This window comes from Kumtagia ephedrae, from assembly GCF_003012745.1.
Classification (GTDB): domain Bacteria; phylum Pseudomonadota; class Alphaproteobacteria; order Rhizobiales; family Rhizobiaceae; genus Kumtagia; species Kumtagia ephedrae.
The window spans coordinates 1-18240 of the sequence record NZ_PXYK01000021.1 but is presented as its reverse complement, the minus strand read 5'-3'; the positions used below and the strand labels follow the sequence as shown (position 1 = coordinate 18240).

18 protein-coding genes are annotated in these 18240 nt (G+C 66.7%); 7 read left to right on the top strand and 11 right to left on the bottom strand.

Annotation, left to right across the window (positions count from 1 at the left end):
- Positions 1–91: 91 nt before the first annotated feature.
- Both C7I84_RS20250 and C7I84_RS20245 read left to right on the top strand, forming a co-directional pair.
- Positions 92–1816, top strand: coding sequence for a type I secretion system permease/ATPase (locus C7I84_RS20250; protein WP_106774037.1), 1725 nt, complete (start codon positions 92–94; stop codon positions 1814–1816).
- A gap of 69 nt (positions 1817–1885) precedes the next feature.
- Positions 1886–3196 (top strand): HlyD family type I secretion periplasmic adaptor subunit, encoded by a 1311-nt coding sequence (locus C7I84_RS20245; protein WP_106774036.1) that lies wholly within the window; start codon positions 1886–1888, stop codon positions 3194–3196.
- Positions 3197–3759: 563 nt separating this feature from the next.
- On the opposite strand, the gene C7I84_RS20240 is transcribed toward C7I84_RS20245, so the two are convergent.
- From C7I84_RS20240 to C7I84_RS20225, 4 genes are all read right to left on the bottom strand, one after another.
- Positions 3760–4854 (bottom strand): polysaccharide biosynthesis/export family protein, encoded by a 1095-nt coding sequence (locus C7I84_RS20240; RefSeq protein WP_165816152.1) that lies wholly within the window; start codon positions 4852–4854, stop codon positions 3760–3762.
- Positions 4855–5367: 513 nt separating this feature from the next.
- Positions 5368–5988 (bottom strand): 2,3-bisphosphoglycerate-dependent phosphoglycerate mutase, encoded by a 621-nt coding sequence (locus C7I84_RS20235; RefSeq protein ID WP_106774034.1) that lies wholly within the window; start codon positions 5986–5988, stop codon positions 5368–5370.
- 32 nt (positions 5989–6020) lie between these two features.
- Entirely contained in the window at positions 6021–6824 is an 804-nt protein-coding gene (dapB, locus tag C7I84_RS20230; RefSeq protein WP_165816158.1) for a 4-hydroxy-tetrahydrodipicolinate reductase, read from the bottom strand.
- Positions 6825–6829: 5 nt separating this feature from the next.
- On the bottom strand, positions 6830–8677 hold the full coding sequence (locus C7I84_RS20225; RefSeq protein ID WP_245428516.1) for an ABC transporter ATP-binding protein: 1848 nt from the start codon (positions 8675–8677) through the stop codon (positions 6830–6832).
- A 194-nt stretch (positions 8678–8871) separates the two neighbouring features.
- Here C7I84_RS20225 and C7I84_RS20220 point away from each other — a divergent pair, with 194 nt between their 5' ends.
- A complete protein-coding gene (locus C7I84_RS20220; protein WP_106774032.1) occupies positions 8872–9168 on the top strand; it encodes a type II toxin-antitoxin system RelE/ParE family toxin in 297 nt (98 codons plus the stop codon).
- Positions 9169–9171: 3 nt separating this feature from the next.
- Complete coding sequence (locus tag C7I84_RS20215) at positions 9172–9504, top strand: addiction module antidote protein (protein WP_106774031.1); 333 nt, start codon at positions 9172–9174, stop codon at positions 9502–9504.
- Between the two features lie 16 nt (positions 9505–9520).
- Here the strand turns inward: C7I84_RS20215 and C7I84_RS20210 are convergent, their stop codons facing one another.
- From C7I84_RS20210 to mepA, 3 genes are all read right to left on the bottom strand, one after another.
- Positions 9521–10543 carry a glucokinase gene (locus C7I84_RS20210; protein ID WP_106774030.1) on the bottom strand — a complete coding sequence of 341 codons (1023 nt, stop codon included), beginning with the start codon at positions 10541–10543 and terminating at the stop codon, positions 9521–9523.
- Entirely contained in the window at positions 10530–10952 is a 423-nt protein-coding gene (locus tag C7I84_RS20205; protein WP_106774029.1) for a methylglyoxal synthase, read from the bottom strand. The genes C7I84_RS20210 and C7I84_RS20205 overlap by 14 nt, the downstream gene beginning before the upstream one ends.
- Positions 10953–11022: 70 nt before the next feature.
- Positions 11023–12114 (bottom strand): penicillin-insensitive murein endopeptidase, encoded by a 1092-nt coding sequence (gene mepA / locus C7I84_RS20200; RefSeq protein ID WP_106774028.1) that lies wholly within the window; start codon positions 12112–12114, stop codon positions 11023–11025.
- 251 nt (positions 12115–12365) lie between these two features.
- On the opposite strand from mepA, the gene C7I84_RS20195 reads away from it, so the two are divergent.
- Positions 12366–12848 carry an SRPBCC family protein gene (locus tag C7I84_RS20195; RefSeq protein ID WP_106774027.1) on the top strand — a complete coding sequence of 161 codons (483 nt, stop codon included), beginning with the start codon at positions 12366–12368 and terminating at the stop codon, positions 12846–12848.
- A gap of 40 nt (positions 12849–12888) precedes the next feature.
- Here the strand turns inward: C7I84_RS20195 and C7I84_RS20190 are convergent, their stop codons facing one another.
- From C7I84_RS20190 to C7I84_RS20180, 3 genes are all read right to left on the bottom strand, one after another.
- Entirely contained in the window at positions 12889–13695 is an 807-nt protein-coding gene (locus C7I84_RS20190) for an isocitrate lyase/PEP mutase family protein (RefSeq protein WP_106774026.1), read from the bottom strand.
- A 187-nt stretch (positions 13696–13882) separates the two neighbouring features.
- Positions 13883–14338: a dUTP diphosphatase gene (gene dut / locus C7I84_RS20185; protein WP_106774025.1), complete on the bottom strand. Its 456-nt coding sequence runs from the start codon at positions 14336–14338 to the stop codon at positions 13883–13885.
- Positions 14339–14480: 142 nt separating this feature from the next.
- Positions 14481–14951, bottom strand: a complete 471-nt coding sequence (locus C7I84_RS20180; RefSeq protein WP_106774024.1) for an Lrp/AsnC family transcriptional regulator — start codon at positions 14949–14951, stop codon at positions 14481–14483.
- 108 nt (positions 14952–15059) lie between these two features.
- Between C7I84_RS20180 and C7I84_RS20175 the strand changes: the two genes are divergently transcribed.
- Both C7I84_RS20175 and C7I84_RS20170 read left to right on the top strand, forming a co-directional pair.
- Positions 15060–15281 (top strand): DUF6356 family protein, encoded by a 222-nt coding sequence (locus C7I84_RS20175; RefSeq protein WP_106774023.1) that lies wholly within the window; start codon positions 15060–15062, stop codon positions 15279–15281.
- Positions 15282–15449: 168 nt separating this feature from the next.
- A complete protein-coding gene (locus C7I84_RS20170; RefSeq protein ID WP_245428515.1) occupies positions 15450–16463 on the top strand; it encodes a purine-nucleoside phosphorylase in 1014 nt (337 codons plus the stop codon).
- Positions 16464–16525: 62 nt separating this feature from the next.
- On the opposite strand, the gene C7I84_RS20165 is transcribed toward C7I84_RS20170, so the two are convergent.
- On the bottom strand, positions 16526–17665 hold the full coding sequence (locus tag C7I84_RS20165; RefSeq protein ID WP_106774021.1) for an alpha-hydroxy acid oxidase: 1140 nt from the start codon (positions 17663–17665) through the stop codon (positions 16526–16528).
- Positions 17666–18240: the final 575 nt, after the last annotated feature.

The window sequence follows — 18240 nt, the reverse complement described above, 5'->3', positions numbered from 1 at the left end:
TAACCGGGAGCTGAGCTTGGGTGTCGTTCGGGGCAAAACAGCCGCCCGCGCGAAACTCTTTGTTAAAATTTTGTCGTCTTGCGGGCCTTCAATGAAGCCGAAGAATATCTTCAACGATGGGCTGCGGTCCTATCGATCCGTCCTCGGGTCGGTGGTGGTGTTCAGCGCGGCGATCAACATTCTGATGTTCGTCGGCCCCCTCTACATGCTGCAGGTCTACGACAGGGTGCTGCAGAGCCGCAGCGAGATGACGCTACTGGTGCTGACCGGCATCGCCGTGGCCATGCTTGCGCTATACGGCGTGCTCGAATGGATACGCTCGCGCGTGCTGGTGCGGGCGGGGCTGCGCTTCGACAACACGGTTTCAGGCCCGCTGTTCTCCCGCGTCGTTTCGGCCAGCCTGACGCAGCCGGGTACAAAGTCCGAATTCGCGCTCATGGACGTCGACCGGTTGCGCGAATTCCTGACCGGAACGGGGCTGATCGCCATCTGCGACGTGCCGTGGGTACCGGTCTTCCTGGTCGTCTGCTTCATGTTCCATCCCTGGATCGGCTGGCTGGCGACCGGCGGCGCGGCCCTCATCTTCGTGCTGACGCTGCTCAACGAGGTGCTGACGAAGAAGACCCTCAACGATGCGAGCACAAGCTCGCAGACCGCCCAGCATTTCGCCACGACGACGCTGCAGAACGTCGAGGTGATCCGAGCGCTGGGCATGGAGCAGAACCTGCGCGACCGGTGGTCAGGTATGCACCGGCGCATGCTCGAGTTGCAGGCGGGCGCCAGCGATCGGGCCGGAGTCCTGCTGTCGACGTCGAAATTCGTGCGGATGGCGCTTCAGGTGGCGATCCTCGGCCTGGGTGCCTATCTCGCGCTGGAAAACAAGATCACTCCCGGCATGATGATCGCCGCCTCGATCATGATGGGGCGGGCGCTCGCCCCGGTCGACCAGGTGGTCGGTCAATGGAAGCAGTTCATCGGCGCCAGGCAGGCCTATGGCCGGCTGCGGGACCTGTTCGCGCGCATTCCCGATGAACCCGAACGGACCAAGCTGCCGCGGCCGCAGGGAGGCCTCGCCGCCGAGCAGATCATCGTGGCGCCCCCGGGGTCGCGCATGCCGATCGTCAGCGGCGTCACCTTCTCGCTCCAGCCGGGAGAAACCATGGCGCTGGTCGGCCCGAGCGGCGCCGGTAAGTCCAGCCTTGCCAGGGCACTGGTGGGCGTCTGGACACCGCTCGCAGGCGCGGTGCGCCTGGACGGGTCGGAGCTTTCGCACTGGAACAAGGACGAACTCGGCGACTATCTCGGCTATCTGCCGCAGACGGTTGAGCTCTTTGGCGGAACGATCGCGGAGAACATCGCGCGGTTCAAGGATGCCGAGGCGGAGGACGTCATTCTCGCCGCGCAGCGTGCCGGCGTGCATGAGATGATCCAGAACCTGCCCGACGGCTACGAGACGCAGATCGGCGTCGGCGGCCGGCAGCTTTCCGGCGGCCAGCGGCAGCGCATCGGCCTGGCGCGTGCCCTGTTCAACGATCCGGCCGTCGTCATCCTCGACGAGCCGAACGCAAATCTCGACATGGAGGGCGAAGAAGCCCTGCTGCGGGCGCTGAAGGATCTGCGCGACCGCAAGCGCACCGTCATCTTCGTCAGCCACAAGATCGGGCTGCTGGCGCTCAGCGACAAGTCGCTGATCCTGGCGGAAGGCCGGATGCGCGCATTCGGGCCGACGAAGGACGTGCTGCAGCCGAAGGCGGTGGCGCCGCTGCCGGCGGTCGAGGAGCAGCCGGGCTCCCGCACCCGGCTGGTCGTCAACTGACGAGGCACGAACGGAGATCGCGAATGCGCGGCAGGCGGCATCGCGCCGGCGAGATGGCAGGATAGGACGATGATGCCCAAGAAGACGCCCGAGAAGAGCTTCTCTCCGGCCCCCTACGTGGTCGCCGGCTATGCGACGATCGCGCTCGCCTTCGGCGTGTTCGGAACCTGGGCGGCGACGGCGCCGCTGTCCAGCGGCGTGGTGGCGCATGGTGTCGTTGTCGTCTCTACCAATCGCAAGGTCATCCAGCACCTGGAAGGCGGCATCGTTTCCGAAATCACCGTCAAGGACGGCGACGTCGTCGAGGCCGGCGACGTGCTTGTCCGCCTCGATCCGACGCAGGCGGTCGGCAATTTCACCGTGCTCAGCGAACGCCTCGCCCTCTTGCGCGCCGCCGAAGCGCGGCTGGAGGCCGAGAGCATCAATGCGGACGACATCACCTTCCCGCCGGACATCTTCGACCCCCAGAGCACGGAAGAGCCCGCCTACATCAAGCTGCACCGCACGCTCTTCCGCGACCGCAAGGCGACCAGGGACGGACAGACGAGCATTCTCAATGCCCGCGCCACGCAGCTGGAGGAGGAATCGCGCGGACTGACATCGCAGCGCAAGTCGATCGAAGACCAGCGCGGCTCGCTGGTCGAGCAGATCGAGCGCATGGAGGAGGGCCAGCGCAAGGGCTATGTGTCGACCAACCATGTGGCGCAGCTGATGCGCGGCCGCATGGAACTGGAAGGCAATCTCGGCCGCCTCATCGCCGACATGGCCAAGGCCAACGAAGCGATCGCCGAGACGAAGCTGCGGGCGCTGCAGCTCAACCAGGAATTCGTCGAACGCGCCAGCACGGAGCTGCGCGAGGTCCGCGACCAGGTCGCCGAAGTGTCCGAGCGCGTCAAGCAGGCGCAGGACATCCTCGATCGCACCGTCATCCGCGCTCCGGTCAGGGGGATGGTGCAGGATATAAAGATCCACACCAAGACGGGCGTCGTCCGTCCGGCCGAAGCGATGATGGAGATCGTCCCGATCAACGACGAATTCATCATCAACGCGCGGGTGCGTCCGATGGACGTCGACGAGGTGATGATCGGCGGCAAGGCCGAGGTGCGTTTCCCCGGCTTCTCCAGCCGGCTGACCCCGGTGATCTTCGGATCGGTGCAGGTGCTGTCGCCTGACATCATCATGCCGGAGAACCCGCAGATCGAGCCCTACTACAACGCCCGCATCAGTGTGGCGGAGAAGGACATCCCGGACACGATCCGCGGCCGCCTGCAGGCGGGCATGCCGGCGGAAATCATCGTCAGCGGCGGCGAGCGCACGCTCGTCCAGTACCTGGTGAAGCCGCTGACCGATTCCTTCGCCAAGGGCATGCTGGAGCAGTAGCGGCCCGGGTCCCCTCGGGGCGGGCGTTGGCGCGCCCTCGACCATGCCGGAGCCCGCGGTCGTCAGGGACTATCCGGGAAGGGCATTCCGGCATGTCTGGGGCCGAGACATTCCGCGACCGCGTCTGCGCATCTGCACCAGGTGATGCCCGAGGCGAGCGCGTCGCCCGATCGGGATCGAATGGCTGTGGATCGATCGGCGCCCGCTCGTACCCACAGCTTGTGTTGAGCGTTCGCGCCGTCCCTCATCGCCCTGCTAAAATTAGGCACTTCTCCCCGGATTCCTTCGACTAGCTCAGGACGGAAAGGACGCTGTGGCTGCCGAACCCGCCAATCGGCACCGCTGGAGACTTGCGAAGAAGCCGCGGCAGGCGACCCCTCCCGTTCTAGTGGGGAGAGCGCAACCATTAGGCTGGCAGGTGAGGGGCGGCGCAAACGGTCAAGATGAACGGCAGAGCGGAATGCGGCCGAGACGATCTCGGCCATGGCATCTCAATAGTCGCGGCGTGACTATAGCCGCGTCACTGATCGGTCGGTCATGGGTGACGTTGACGGCGCCGCGCGTCAGAACGAGCTGACGGCGCGGGCAATCACGAAGGTCTGCGCCACGGCGCTCATGAAGCGGAAGATTTCCACCGACGGATGCTGCGCCAGATAGAGCACGTCCTTGTTGCGCATCGGGAAGTTCTGGCCGACCAGATAGGCGTCAGGCTTGGACAGATCGATGCGGTAGACAATCGGATACATGTCCGCCGCGTTCGGATGCATGCCCTTGGAGGCAAGCACCTGGAAGCGCTGCTCGCCGAGGATCGACCGCAGCACCGGCGCATATTCGTAGCGGAAGATGAACAGGCCCCGCGGATTCGCCCGCGACGCATTGGCGCCGCCGGCCAGTGCGGCCGCCTCGATCACGCTGATGCTGGCGGCGCCGAGCGGGATCTTCGCCGTCTTGCCCGTCGACCCGAGGACCGAGAAGGTCTGCGGATCGTGCGTCAGGAAGAGCTGGTCGCCCGGCCGTGCAAAGATGTTCTCCGACGGCCGGTCGATCAGCGTCTGCAGCAGCGCCTTGCCGGTCCTGCCGCCGCGCGTCAGCGTCACGAAGGTGTCGTAGGGCGGGTTGGTCGGTCCGCCGGCCTTGGCGATGACGTCGGTGAGCCGCTCGCTGGACAGGCCGAGCGGGACGACCGACGGCTTGCCCACCACGCCGTTGACGGCGATGGTGCGCGATGCGTTTTCGGCAAGCCCGACGATCACGTCCGGCTCGACGGCCCGCGTCTTCAGCGACTGGACGATCGAGTTGCGGGCCGCTTCCAGCGTGTTGCCAGCGAACTGCACGGCACCGATATAGGGCACCGGCGCCCGCCCGTCGGGCTGCACGGTGACGGTGACCGACGTCGCCTTGTTGTCCTGGGTCGAGAACAAGCCGTCCGGCCCCGCCTCGAAGATGGTGATCTGCAGCACGTCGCCGACGCCGATCGTCGGATTGACGCCGCCCTTGCCGAGCCCGAACGTCTTGTTGAAAGCCGGGCTCTGATAGGCGGCCACGACCGAGGCGACATTCGGCGTCATGTCGACCACGTCGAAGACGTATTGCTGCTTGGGGTTCTGGCGCGGGTTCTGGCCCTTGTTGTCGGAAGCCGACACGATCGAGGAGGCCATCGGGCCATCGCCGGAGAAAGCATTGCAACCCGCGACCAGCATCGGCAGCAACGCGGCAACGACGACCCTGCGAGCCGTCAGACCTGCGCGTCCGCTGCGAGCGGAAGAAAGCTCTATCAGACAGTCACTTGCCAAACCAATTCCCTCTGCCTCGCCGACTCTGTCCCCGCGGCTCCGTCCGGCAGCACGCGAAGACATGACGGACTGGACCCAAAGCGTCAATGTCAAACTCCGTCGGATCATTAGCATTGAAACTGCAGCGTAAACGCTTCGCTAACCGAGAGCCTCCGGCGAGTCGCCGAACTGCTCTCAACGCATTGTTTTTGTTAGGCTTGGTGCCGCCGTGTCGAATTGAGCACAGATCGCAACTTTCTTGCGGCCGAATGACCCATCCCAGCGGCAGACGCCATCCGCTCCGCCGGAGTCGATCCGGTCGGTCCAGCGGGCGAACCACCGCATCGCGACCGGCCGCGGCCGAATCGGGCGGACAATGGGCCGGATTCCTTTCCGTCCCTAGGCCGTCAGAACCTCCTTCGAAGCCACGGTCGAATCGGCGTTCAGGCGGTAGACGATCGGCACGCCGGTCCCGAGTTCCAGCTTGACCACCTCTTCCTTCGACAAGCCGTCGAGCGCCATGATCAGGGCGCGCAGCGAATTGCCGTGCGCGGCGACCAGGACGGTGCCGCCGCGCAGCACATGCGGCTGCATGTCGTGCAGGTAATAGGGCCAGACGCGGGCGCCGGTGTCCTTCAGGCTTTCGCCGCCGGGGGGCGCGATGTCGTAGGAGCGGCGCCACACATGCACCTGCTCCTCGCCCCACTTCTGGCGTGCGTCGTCCTTGTTCAGCCCGGACAGTTCGCCGTAGTCGCGCTCGTTGAGCGCCTGGTCGCGGATCGTCTCGAGGTCGCTCTGGCCGACGGCGTCGAGGATGTGCTGGCACGTCTTCTGCGCCCGTTGCAGCACCGAGGTGAAGGCGAGATCGAATTTGAGCCCGCGCGCCGCCAGCGTGGCACCGGCGGCCTTGGCCTCCGCATGGCCCTGCTCCGTCAGGTCGACGTCGCGCCAGCCGGTGAACAGGTTCTTCAGGTTCCAGTCGCTCTGTCCGTGGCGGACCAGCACGAGTGTTCCGGACATTCGTTACCCCTTGTTGCGGTTGACTGCTGCGCTCATGCCAGTCCGAGCACGTCGCGCATCGAATAGAGGCCGGGCTTGCGCCCGTGCGCCCACAGGGCCGCCCTGACCGCGCCGCGCGCGAAGATGGCGCGGTCCTCGGCGTTGTGGCTGAGCACCACGCGCTCGCCGGGACCGGCGAGGATCACCGAATGGTCGCCGACCACCGAACCGCCGCGCAAGGTGGCGAAGCCGATGGCACCCTCCGGCCGCGGGCCGGTATGTCCGTCGCGCACCCGCACGCTGTTGTCGGCAAGCCCGATCTCCCGCCCCGCGGCCGCGGCCTGCCCGAGCAGCAGCGCGGTGCCCGACGGCGCATCCACCTTGTGGCGGTGGTGCATTTCCACCACCTCTATGTCGAAATCCTCCGGGCCGAGCGCCCTGGCCGCCTGCTCCACCAGCACGGCGAGAAGGTTCACGCCGAGGCTCATATTGCCGCTCTTGACGATGGTGGCGTGGCGAGCCGCCGCGGCGATCCTGGCGTCGTCCTCGGCCGAGCAGCCGGTGGTGCCTATGACGTGGACGATGCGCGCCTGCGCGGCATAGCCGGCGAACTCCACGGTCGCCGCCGGGACGCTGAAATCGAGCACGCCGTCGGCTCTGGCGAAGACCGGCAGCGGATCATCGACGATCGGCACCCCGAGCGGGCCGACGCCGGCCAGTTCCCCGGCATCGCGGCCAAGAAACGGCGAGCCGGCGCGCTCGATGGCGCCGGCGACGCGCACCCCGGCAACCTGCTGCACCGTGCGGATCAGCGTCTGGCCCATGCGGCCGGCTGCGCCGACGACGACGAGTCCCATCTCGCTCATGCCGGTGCTCCCGTCCGCTTGGCGCGCTTTGCCGGATCCGCCGCGCGCTTGATGTCGTTCACCAGCCCGAGGCCCTTGGAACTCTGAACGCGGTGGAAGCGCGCATAGACCCCGTGCGGATCGGCGAGCAGCGATTGATGCGTACCTTCCTCGACCACGAGGCCGTTCTCCAGAACCACGATCTTGTCGGCATTCACTACCGTCGAGAGGCGGTGCGCGATCACGATGACGGTCCGGCCCTGCATGACGGTGGCCAGCGCGTCCTGAACGCGCGCCTCCGATTCGGTGTCGAGCGACGATGTGGCCTCATCGAGCAGCAGGATCGGCGCATTGCGCACGATGGCGCGGGCGATCGAGACACGCTGGCGCTGGCCGCCCGACAGGGTCACGCCGTTCTCGCCGACCAGCGTGTCGTAGCCCTGCGGCTGCTCGCGGATGAATTCGTCCGCCGCCGCCAGTTGCGCGGCCCGCTGCACCTCGGCTTCCGTCGCGCTCTCGCGCCCGTAGCGGATGTTGTCGCCGATCGAGCCTTCGAACAGATAAGGCTGCTGCGATACGAAGGCGATCTGCTCGCGCAGCGACCGCTTCGTCACCTTGGCGATGTCCTGGCCGTCGATCAGGATCGAGCCGCCTTCGACATCATAGAAGCGCTCGAGCAGAGCCGTCAGCGTCGACTTGCCGGCACCCGACGCCCCGACGATCGCCGTCATCTTGCCGGCCTCGGCAACGAAGCTGACGCCATGCAGCACCGGCAGGTCCTGGTTGTAGCCGAAGCGCACGTCGTCGAAGCGCACCTCGCCCTTCGTCACATCCAGAGGCCTGGCGTCGGCGACGTCGCCCTGCCGGGGCTTCAGGTCGAGGATCTCGTAGATCATGCGCGCATTGACCAGCGACCGCTCGAGGCTGACCTGGACGCGGGCGAGCCGGCGCGCCGGGTCATAGGCGAGCAGCAGCGCCGAGATGAAGGAGAACACCGCGCCGGGCGGCTGCTGGCTGAACGTCGAGCGGTAGCCGGCATAGACCACCACCAGGGCAACGACCGCGCCGGCGAGAATCTCCGATATCGGCGTGAGGCGCTCGGAAACGCGGGCGATCTTGTTGTTGCGCCACTCCGCGTCCTTGATCAGCTTGGCGATCCGCCGCGACAGCTGCTCCTCCATGGTGAAGGCCTTCACCACGGCGATCCCCTGGGTCGATTCCTGCATGGCGCCGAGCAGGCGGGAATTGACCTCGACGGATTCGCGGCTGATGCGCCGCATGCGCCGCATCAGGTTGTTGACGGCGTAGACGAGCGGAGGTCCGATCAGGAAGGCGAAGATCGACAGCATCGGATCCTGCATCACCATGACGGCGACCAGGGCGACCAGCGTGACGACGTCGCCAACGACGGCCCTCAGGGTGGTGCTGAGCAGGTCGCGCACGCCGCCGACGTTCTGGCTGATCTGGGCGGCCAGCTGGCCGGAGCGCATCGACGTGTGGAAGTCGACGCCGAGCCGCATCAGATGGTCGAACAGGCGCTGCTGATAGCGCGCCACCATGTTGTTGCCGACCTTGGCGAGGATGACCGACTGGGCATAGCTGGCGAAGCCGCGGATCAGAAAGGCGGCGAAGATGGACACGCTGATCAGGACGATCAGGTCGCTGCGCTGCTTGTAGAAAATCTGGTCGATGACGTCGCGCATGATCCATGCGCCGAAGGCCGTCGTCGCCGCCGTTGCCAGCAGGCATAGGCCAGCGGCCACGTAGCTGCGCACATAGTCACGGCCGTTCTCGGAGAGGATGCGCCGGATGATGGCGATGACCTCACCTGGGTCGGCTCGCCTCTTGTCGTGTTTGGTTTTCAATTCCGGTTCGGCTCGCGTTTCTTTGGCCGGCACGCGGCCGGCGGCTCCTCATAGCGGCAACGGGCGGCCTTGCCTATGGCTTCCGCACGAACAAACGGCCATGTGACGTCCGCGCCGCCCAGGAAGGACACATCGCCGCAAGGCGTGAGAAAAGTATTTGCCCGGTCCGCAGGTCGCCTATAGGCTACCGACGCATGATCGAGGTCCGCCAAAGTCCGCCATTTGCGCAGTGGCTGCGCGGCTTGCGTGACGCAAATGCAGCGGCCCGCATCCTGCAGCGCATCCGTCGGATGGAGCGGGGCAATCCTGGTGACGTCAAGCCGGTCGGCGGGCCGGTCATGGAGATGCGCGTCGACTACGGGCCAGGCTATCGGGTCTACTACATGCAGCGCGGCGCGGCTCTCGTCGTTCTTCTGTGCGGTGGGGACAAGCGGAGGCAGCAGGCGGACATACAGCGAGCCTTGGACATGGCTGACAATTGGAAGGACTGAGAGATGGAAACGACTCGCTTTGATGCGGCCGAATATCTCGATACCCCGGAACTTCAGGCGGCCTATATCACAGCCGCGCTCGAAACCGGTGATCTGGCCGAAGTGCGGGACGCTATAGGACTCGTTGCTCGTGCACGAGGAATGGCCGACATCGCTGCAGCCGCAAAGCTTAACCCCAAAAGCCTGTACAAGGCGCTGGGCGACAGCGGCAATCCCGAATTCGCGACCGTGCTGTCCGTGCTGAACGCGCTTGGCCTGACGCTGTCGGCAACGCCTACCGACAAGTCGCAACGGGCCAGACGGAAGCGTGCTTCGCCCCAAAAATCCGCTGCCTGAATGTCGAAGATACCGTTCAGCTGCGCCAGCGCCGGCCGCGGGTTTCGACGCCGAACCGCTGCGGCGCGCGGGCGTAGGCGGCGAGCCCGGCGAGTGCCGCCAGCGTGTGGGTGATGACGTAGACCGGCATGCCCCGCATCATCTCGGTATGCGGCGCCTTGTCCTCGAAGGCCGCCCGGAATCGCGGCTCGCGCAGCGCCGGCACGATCTTCTGGGCAATCCCGCCGGTCAGGAACACGCCGCCCTGGCTCTTGAACACCAGCGCCAGGTCGCCGGCGGTGCGGCCGAGGCAGGTGACGAAGAAGGCAAGGGCCTCCTCCGCCACCGGATCGGTACGCTCGAGCGCGGCGGCGGTGATCTCGGCCGGCGTGGTGAAGCGCGGCGTTCCGCCGTCGGCCAGCGCGGTCGCGCGATAAGCGTTGACCAGGCCGCGGCCGCACAGGATCTGCTCGCCGGAGATGCGCCCCTCGATCGGCTCGAGATGCGGAAAAATCTGGCGGTCGCGGTCCGTGCGCGGTCCGATGTCCATGTGGCCGCCCTCGCCCGGCACCGGTATCCACAGGCCGCGCGAATGGACGAGGCCGGCGACGCCGAGGCCCGTTCCCGGCCCGAGCACGACGCGGGCGGCGCCGGCCTCCGGCGCCCCGCCACCGATCTTCTCCATATGCTCCTCGCCGAGTGCCACGACGGCGAGCGCCTGCGCCTCGAAATCGTTGAGCACGACGATGTCGGAGAGGCCGAGGCTGCCGAACATGCCCTTCGGCCGCACCACCCAGGGGCAGTTGGTCAGCGCAATCTCGTCACCGTCCACCGGACCGGCCACGGCGATGACGGCGGATTTCGGGCGGATTGCGGCATCGTCCAGGACCGCGGCCTGGATGGCTTCGTCGATCGTCGGGAAATCGGCGGTGCGCACGACGCGCGGCGCGCCAGCCTCGGCATCGGCCGATTCGACGACGGCGAAGCGGGCATTGGTGCCGCCGACGTCGCCGATCAGGATGGGAAAGCGAAAACCGTCCTCGGCCTCAGCCATGCACATCGTCCTCCCTTGCGGAAGCGCGGCTTGCGCCGTTCTCGTGGTCGCGAAGGATGATCTCAGCGGTCGCCCGGTTGAGCGCCATCGGTATGTCGTAGACGATCGCCAGCCGCATCAGGGCCTTCACATCCACGTCATGCGGCATCGGCGTCAGCGGATCAACGAAGAAAATGAGGGCATCGACCTTTCCCTCGGCGATCAGCGCGCCGATCTGCTGGTCGCCGCCAAGCGGACCGCTCTTCAGGCACTTGAGCCGCAGGCCTGGGCAGGCGTCGAGGACGCGGGCACCGGTCGTGCCCGTGGCGACGATGTCGCAGATCTCGAGGAAGCCGACATGGCCGCGCGCGAAGGCGACCAGGTCGTCCTTCTTCTCGTCATGCGCGATCAGCGCCAGCCGCAATCGGGATGCCATGGACTGGCCTCCACCGTTAAACCGATTGAAGGCTCATAGACGGGAACTGTGCGCGGGGGAAGCCGCCGGATCAGGACCCCGGCCTGGGACGCGGCAGCGGAATGCCGATCTCCGGCGTAGGCGCGAACGCGTTGAGCGGGATGGCGCCGGTGGAGGCGACCGCTGGTGCGCTTCCCGCCGGCTCGAGCACCGCCGGCGCCGCTGCTTCCGCCGCCGCGACGGCCATGGCATCGGCGCCCGGTCCGACCGTGACCGCCGCTTCCGAGACCGGTTCCGGGGCGCTGAGGACGGCACGGCATTCCTTCGGCAGGCTCGCCATGGTCATGATGTCGCGCGCTTTCGGCCTGTCCGGGTTCTTGTTGGGCCGCCACGGTTCTTCGGTGAACCACCAGGCAAGTGATTCGTCGCAGCCCTCGCCGCGCACCGTCTCCGCCTGCTTCTTGCAGCCGGTCGAACCGGGCTGGCAACCGATACGGATGTGGAAATGGTAGTCGTGGCCCCAGAACGGCCGAACCTTGCGCAGCCATGACCGGTCGCCGGTCACCGTCTCGCACAGCTTCTTCTTGATGCCCGGATGGACAAGGATGCGCTCGACCTCCGGATAGCTCGCCGCACGCTTCAGCAGCCGCGCATGCGCCTTGGTCCAGATGCGCTCGTCGACGGTGAGCCCGCCCTTGCGGATCATGGAGATCGCCGACATGTTCTCGCGCTCCTCCGCGGTCAGGCGGCGGTCCGGCATCGGCGTCAGCCAGATGTCGGCGTCGAGGCCGATCTGGTGCGAGGCGTGGCCGGTCAGCATCGGGCCGCCGCGCGGCTGCGAGATGTCGCCGACGAGCAGGCCCGGCCAGCCGTCGGCGGTCGCCTGGCGCGACAGCTTCTCGACCAGGTTGATCATCACAGGGTGGCCCCAGCGGCGGTTGCGCGACAGCCGCATCGCCTGCCAGGTCGGTCCGTCGGTGGCGATGGCGAGGCCGCCGGAGAAGCAGCCCTTCGAATAGAAGCCGTAGGACTTCGCCGCGGTCGCGGCCGGCAGCCGCTGACTGCCGAACAGATCCTTGGCGAGCTCGGCCGACTGCGCCGGCTGCGCCGCCGGAACGGCAAAGGCCAGCATCGCGGCAAGGACGGCGGCGGCCCGCGCCGCCCGTGCGATCAGAAACGTCATGCGGTCTTCCCCGGGGTCCGGCCCCCTCGCCAGCCTGACGCCGGCTGGTAAACGAAGCATGAATCGGCAGCGTGGCGAAATTTGGTACGACGCATCCGCCCGCAAGGCAGCCCGGCGGCATCGAGATCGAAAGGGCAGGAATTTTGCCCCGGTGGTGTCGGCATGCGATACTGCCATACGTCATAAGAGCGGCACCGTGCGCTCGGCGCGCGTCAACGGCCCCGAACAAACAGGCCATGTGGAGACAGGATATGAACCCCACCGCCCAGACCTCCCGCCCCTCCGAGCGCGAGCTCCTGCTCACCCGCGTCATCGACGCACCGCGCGAAAAGCTCTACCGGGCCTGGACGGATCCCGAGATCATCACGAAATTCTTCGCGCCGAAGCCGTGGTCGACGCCGCGCGCCGAGCTCGACGTGCGGCCCGGCGGCAGCAACCTCATCGTGATGGCCGGTCCCGACGGCACCGAATTCCCGAATCACGGCGTCTACCTCGATGTCGTCGAGAACCGGCGCCTGGTCGTCACCGATGCCTATGTCAGGGCTTGGGAGCCGTCGGAGAAGCCGTTCATGACGCTCACCCTCACCTTCGACGACGAAGGCGGCAAGACCCGCTACACGGCACGGGTAACCCACTGGTCGAAGGAAGATTGCGACGCCCACGAGAAGATGGGTTTTCACGAGGGCTGGAGCCAGGTCACCGACCAGTTGGAGGAGCTGGTGCGGACACTCTGAAATCCGCATCGTCTTTCTGGCGGGCGGGAAAGCCTGTCCATCACTCCTTGCCGGAAAACAGCGCCTCGAGTTCGCCGAAGGACATGGTGTCGCGGGCGAATTCGAAGGTGCCGGCGCCGAGCATCTCGTTGGCGGCGCGCCGCAGCGCCCCGAAGGCGTGGGCGGTCAGCTTAGAGCCCAGCGAGATGCGCTTGGCGCCGGCCTCCGCCAACGCGGCGACGCTGAGGCCGGGCACCGCCAGCACGTTGACCGGACGCGGCACGGCCGAACAGATGGCGCGGATGGTGGCGACATCGGAGATGCCCGGCGCATAGAGCACGTCGGCGCCGGCGTCGGCGAATGCCTGCAGGCGCTTGATCGTGTCGTCGAGATCGGGGCGCTCCCACAGGAAATTCTCGGCGCGCGCCGTGAACACGAAGTCCTTCTTCAACGCCCTGGCCGCCTCGGCCGCCGCCGCGACCCGCTCGACCGCGAGCGAGAAGTCGTAGATCGGATCGTCTGGATCGCCGGTGTGGTCCTCGATCGAGCAGCCTGCCAGGCCGGCCGCTTCGGCGGCGAAGATGGTCTCGGCGGCGCTGTCGGGGCTGTCGCCCTTGCCCTTCTCCAGGTCGGCGGAGACCGGCACCTCGACGGCCGCGACGATGTCGCGGCAATGCGCGACCATCGCCTCGAAGCCGACGCCGCCGTCGACCAGCCCGCGCGAGAAGGCGAAACCGGCGCTGGTGGTGGCGAGCGCCTTGAAGCCGAGCGAGGCCAGCAGCCTGGCCGTGCCCGGATCCCAGGGATTGGGCATCACGAAGATGCCCGGCGCCTCGTGGAGGCTGCGGAACGTGCTGCCCTTGTCCATGGCATTGCCTGTTTAGCCGAGTTGTGACCGTCAGATCCTGCCTGCACCGGCGCGGTCGCCGGGGCTGCGCGGGATTCTCCGCAGCAATCTTGTCAAAACTCGGATGGAACTGCACCCATTTCTCGCCGGCGGAGGTCCGCCTGCTGAAGGCTCCTGCCGCCGGGATGGCCGACGCTTGGCGACCCGCTCAGGCGGTGCCGGTGGAACCGAAGCCGCCGGCGCCGCGCGCTGTGCCACCGGCCAGGCTGCGCTCCTCGATCACGGCCCGCGCCACCGGCGCGATCACCAGCTGGGCCACCCGCATGCCGCGGGTGACGGTGAAATCGTCGTCGCCGAGATTGACGAGCAGCACCTTCACCTCGCCGCGATAGTCCCAGTCGATCGTGCCCGGCGTGTTGAGGCAGGTGATGCCGTGCTTGAGGGCAAGGCCGGAGCGCGGCCGCACCTGCCCCTCGAAACCTTCCGGGATTTCCAGGATGAGCCCGGTCGGCACCAGCGCGCGCCTTCCCGGCAGGATCAGGATCGGCCGGTCGTCGGCGACGGCGGCGCGCAGGTCCAGGCCGGCGGCGCCGACGCTTTCATAGGCGGGCAAATCGAGGCCATGCGCATGCGGGAGGCGGACGACGCCGAGGGACGGTTTCATCGAGATGCCCTTGTGGTGAACTGGCGCTGTCTGGCCCGTCGCGCTCTTCGATGCAACGCGGCCGCTCACGAATCCCCAACTACGAGAAGAGCCGCCTCCTCGTCCAGCAGAAACGCGTGAAGCGAATCAACCTCTGGAGTTTCTATCTGACCTCCACCGGTACGACCGTCGTCTCGCGTATCTCCTCCATGACGAAGGAGGCGGAGACGTCGGACAGCGGCACCTTGGCGATCAGCCGCTGGTAGAGCCGGTCATAGGCTTTCACGTCGGCGACGCGGGCGCGCAGCACATAGTCGAGGTCTCCCGACATGCGGTAGACGCCGGTGATCTCCGGCAGGCTGGTGACTGCGGCGCGGAAACGGGTCAGCCAGTCGGGATCGTGGTTGGAGGTCCGCACCATGATGAAGACCGAGAGGCCGACGCCGAGCTTTTCCGGATCGACCAGCGCGACGCGGCCTTTGATGACCCCGGCGTCCTCCAGCCGGCGTATGCGGCGCCAGCAGGCGTTGCGCGACAGGTTCACGCGCGCAGAGACGTCGTCGACCGAGAGCATGGCGTCGCGCTGCAGCTCGGCCAGGATGCGGCGGTCGATAATGTCGATTTCAGTCGTCATCTTGGGATGATCGTCCCAAACAATCTCCAGTTCAAGAGACGATTTGGGACAAGCAGTCGCTGCAACGGACCTATCATGCCACCGTTCGGCAGTAATGGAGGACGGCAGATGACAACGCGGCTGGCAAGACTGTTTCACGATCATCCCGCTTCCGTCGGCGAGACCTATTTCGGCCACATGGCGTTTGCCGCCGGATTCTCCGCGCGGCTGTTCGCGGCGGCGTTTGCGGCGCTGGTCCACGCCGTCCTGCCCTTCCTGTTCGAGACCACCGCCAGCCGCATCGTCCGCGATCTGCATCAGCGGACGCATAATCGACAGCCGGATGCGTAACGGCCGCGTCGCTTTGCATCGACACGCCGACGAAGGCGGCAGTCCGGGCGTCGGTTCACAATTCTGTCATGCACGATTCCGCCTTCCCCGATCGGATCGCCGGCGGCATGGTGATCGCGTCAGGTCGAAACGATTCATGCGAGAACATAGATGCAAGGACGATTGAAGTTGGCTGCCCTTTTCGGGCTCGTGGCAGCCACCCTTTCCGGCACCTGGAGCCTTCAGGCACGCGCCGGCGAGCCGATCAAGCCGAAGGTGCTGGTAATCACCATGTTCGGCGAGGAAGCAAAACCGTGGCTCGCCGGCAAGAAGCTCGACACCAAGGTGAAGGTGCCCGGTCTGTCCGGCGAATATCCGGAGGTGTCCTGCGATTCCGAGGGGCTCTGCCTGATGACGACGGCGATGGGCTTCTCCAATGCGGCAAGCTCGGTGGCGGCGCTGGTGTTCGGCAAGCAGTTCGACCTCGGCCAGACCTATTTCCTGATCGGCGGGATCGCCGGCGTCGATCCCAAGGACGGCACGCTGGGCTCGGCGCTGTGGGCGCGTTACGTCGTCGACGGCGGGCTGCGCCACGACATCGATCCGCGGCAGATTCCGCAGGATTGGCCGGACGGCATGGTGGCGCTCGGCGCCAAGCGACCGGGCGAGAAGGCCGGCTGGGGCGCGGGCACCGAGGTCTATGCTCTCAGCCCGGCTCTCGCCGAAAAGGCGTTCGGGCTGACGAAGTCCGTCGAGCTCGCTGATGGCGACGATGCCGCCCAATATCGCAGCCGTTATGAGGAGGAGGCCGCGCGCGGCAAGCCGTCGGTCAAGCTGTGCGACACGGTCTCGCTCGACACCTACTGGCACGGCTCGAAGATCGGCGATGCCGTCGAGCGGTGGACGGCGCAGGTGTCCGACGGCAAGGCGAACTACTGCACCACGCAGATGGAGGACAATGCGACGCTGACGGCGCTGAAGCGCGGCGCCGATGCCGGGCTTCTGGATTTCAGCCGGATCGCGGTGCTGCGGACGGCCTCGAACTTCGACCGCGAGGCGCCGGGACAGACCGCCATCGATTCGCTCGGCGCCAAGTCGGGCGGCTTCATGCCTTCGGTGACCAACGCCTACAGGGTCGGCTCGGCGCTCACCGACACGATCATCGCCGACTGGGACGTCTGGTCGGCCGGCGTGCCTCGATAAGCTGACCGGGAACCGAGGCTGCGCCTGGCAGATGCCGGGCGCAGTCACCTCGCAAAGGACTGCTACTCCTTGTAGAGCAGATCCGGGCCGGCCTCGCCGATCAGCCGCTTGCCGCAAAGCGCCAGCGTGACGTCGAGCTCCTTGCGGATGATCTCCAGCGCCATCGTCACGCCCTGCTTGCCGAAGGCGCCGAGGCCGTAGAGGAAGGGCCGGCCGATATAGGTGCCCTGTGCGCCGAGGCAGAGTGCGCGCAAGACGTCCTGGCCGGAGCGGATGCCGCCGTCGAGATGGATTTCGGTGCGGTCGGCGACCGCCTCGACGATCCCCGGCAGCACCGAGATAGAAGACGGCGCGCCGTCGAGCTGGCGGCCGCCATGGTTCGAGACGATGATCGCGTCGGCGCCGGTCGCCGCCGCCAGCTTCGCGTCCTCGGCATCGAGGATGCCCTTGAGGATCAGCTTGCCGCCCCAGCGCTCGCGAATCCATTCGACGTCCTTCCACGACAGGCGCGGATCGAACTGCTCGTTGGTCCAGGAGGAGAGCGAGGACAGGTCGCCGACGCCCTTGGCGTGACCGACGATGTTGCCGAAGCTGCGGCGCCGGGTCTTCAGCATGCGCGCGCACCAGGGCAGGCGGAACGCCATGTTGACGATGTTCGCCGGGGTCATCCTGGGCGGCGCCGACAGTCCGTTGCGCAGGTCCTTGTGGCGCTGGCCGAGAATCTGCAGGTCGAGCGTCAGCACCAGCGCCGAGCATTTCGCCGCCTTGGCCCGGTCGATCAGATTGATGACGAAATCGCGGTCGCGCATGACGTAGAGCTGGAACCAGAACGGCTTTTTGGTCACCGAGGCGACGTCCTCGATCGAGCAGATCGACATGGTCGACAGGGTGAACGGCACGCCGAACTCCTCCGCCGCCTGCGCCGCCAGCATCTCGCCGTCGGCATGCTGCATGCCGGTCAGCCCCGTGGGCGCCAGTGCGACGGGCATCGCCACCTTCTCGCCGATCATGGTGCTTTCCAGCGAGCGCCCGGTCATGTCGACCAGCACGCGCTGCCGGAACTTTATCTTTTTGAAGTCCTCCTCGTTGGCCCGGTACGTGCTTTCGGTCCAGGCACCGGAATCGGCATAGTCGAAGAACATTCTCGGCACGCGGCGGCGCGCGATTTCCTTGAGGTCGGCGATATCGAGGGTGGGCTTCATGGTCGGAGCTTTGGAGTGGCGGGGGCGCGGCATTCCCGGCAAGGTAAGCCGCAACCGACCTAATCCGCTTTGGAGCGGATGTCATCCCGGAAAACGATCCCGGTCCATGCAACAATGCGATTTGTTCGGAACGGCGCAGGCAAGCTTCATCCTCGCCACGCCCTGCTTTCGCAGTCTGGCCATTGAAAGGAAAGTGCGGGAAGCGGGGCGCGGGGCCGAGCCTCTCTAAGTTAATACGTGGCGCGGTGACCCGCGCCCCGCCGGCGTTCTTGCCCGTCCGCTAGCGCTGCATTCGCGCAGGTGTCGCGGCTGGGGCCCGGGTCTCCAGCTCTCGCCAGCCGCGCTACCGATTGCACGACCGACCCGGCGCCGACGCTCCCTCCTGATACCCGGTGCGCACCAGATTCCCGCAGGGAGCGGCTTTCGGGCGCAAGTATGCGGCAGGCGGAAGGGGAGGGGATAAAATGGTCCGCGAAAAGCGGATTCTGCCGACGCGAATTCACGGCGAGCCAGGAGGTAAGTGCCGGGGACAGTTTACTTTTTCCGCCCGCGCCAGCCTTGAAGCGCCGCCGCTT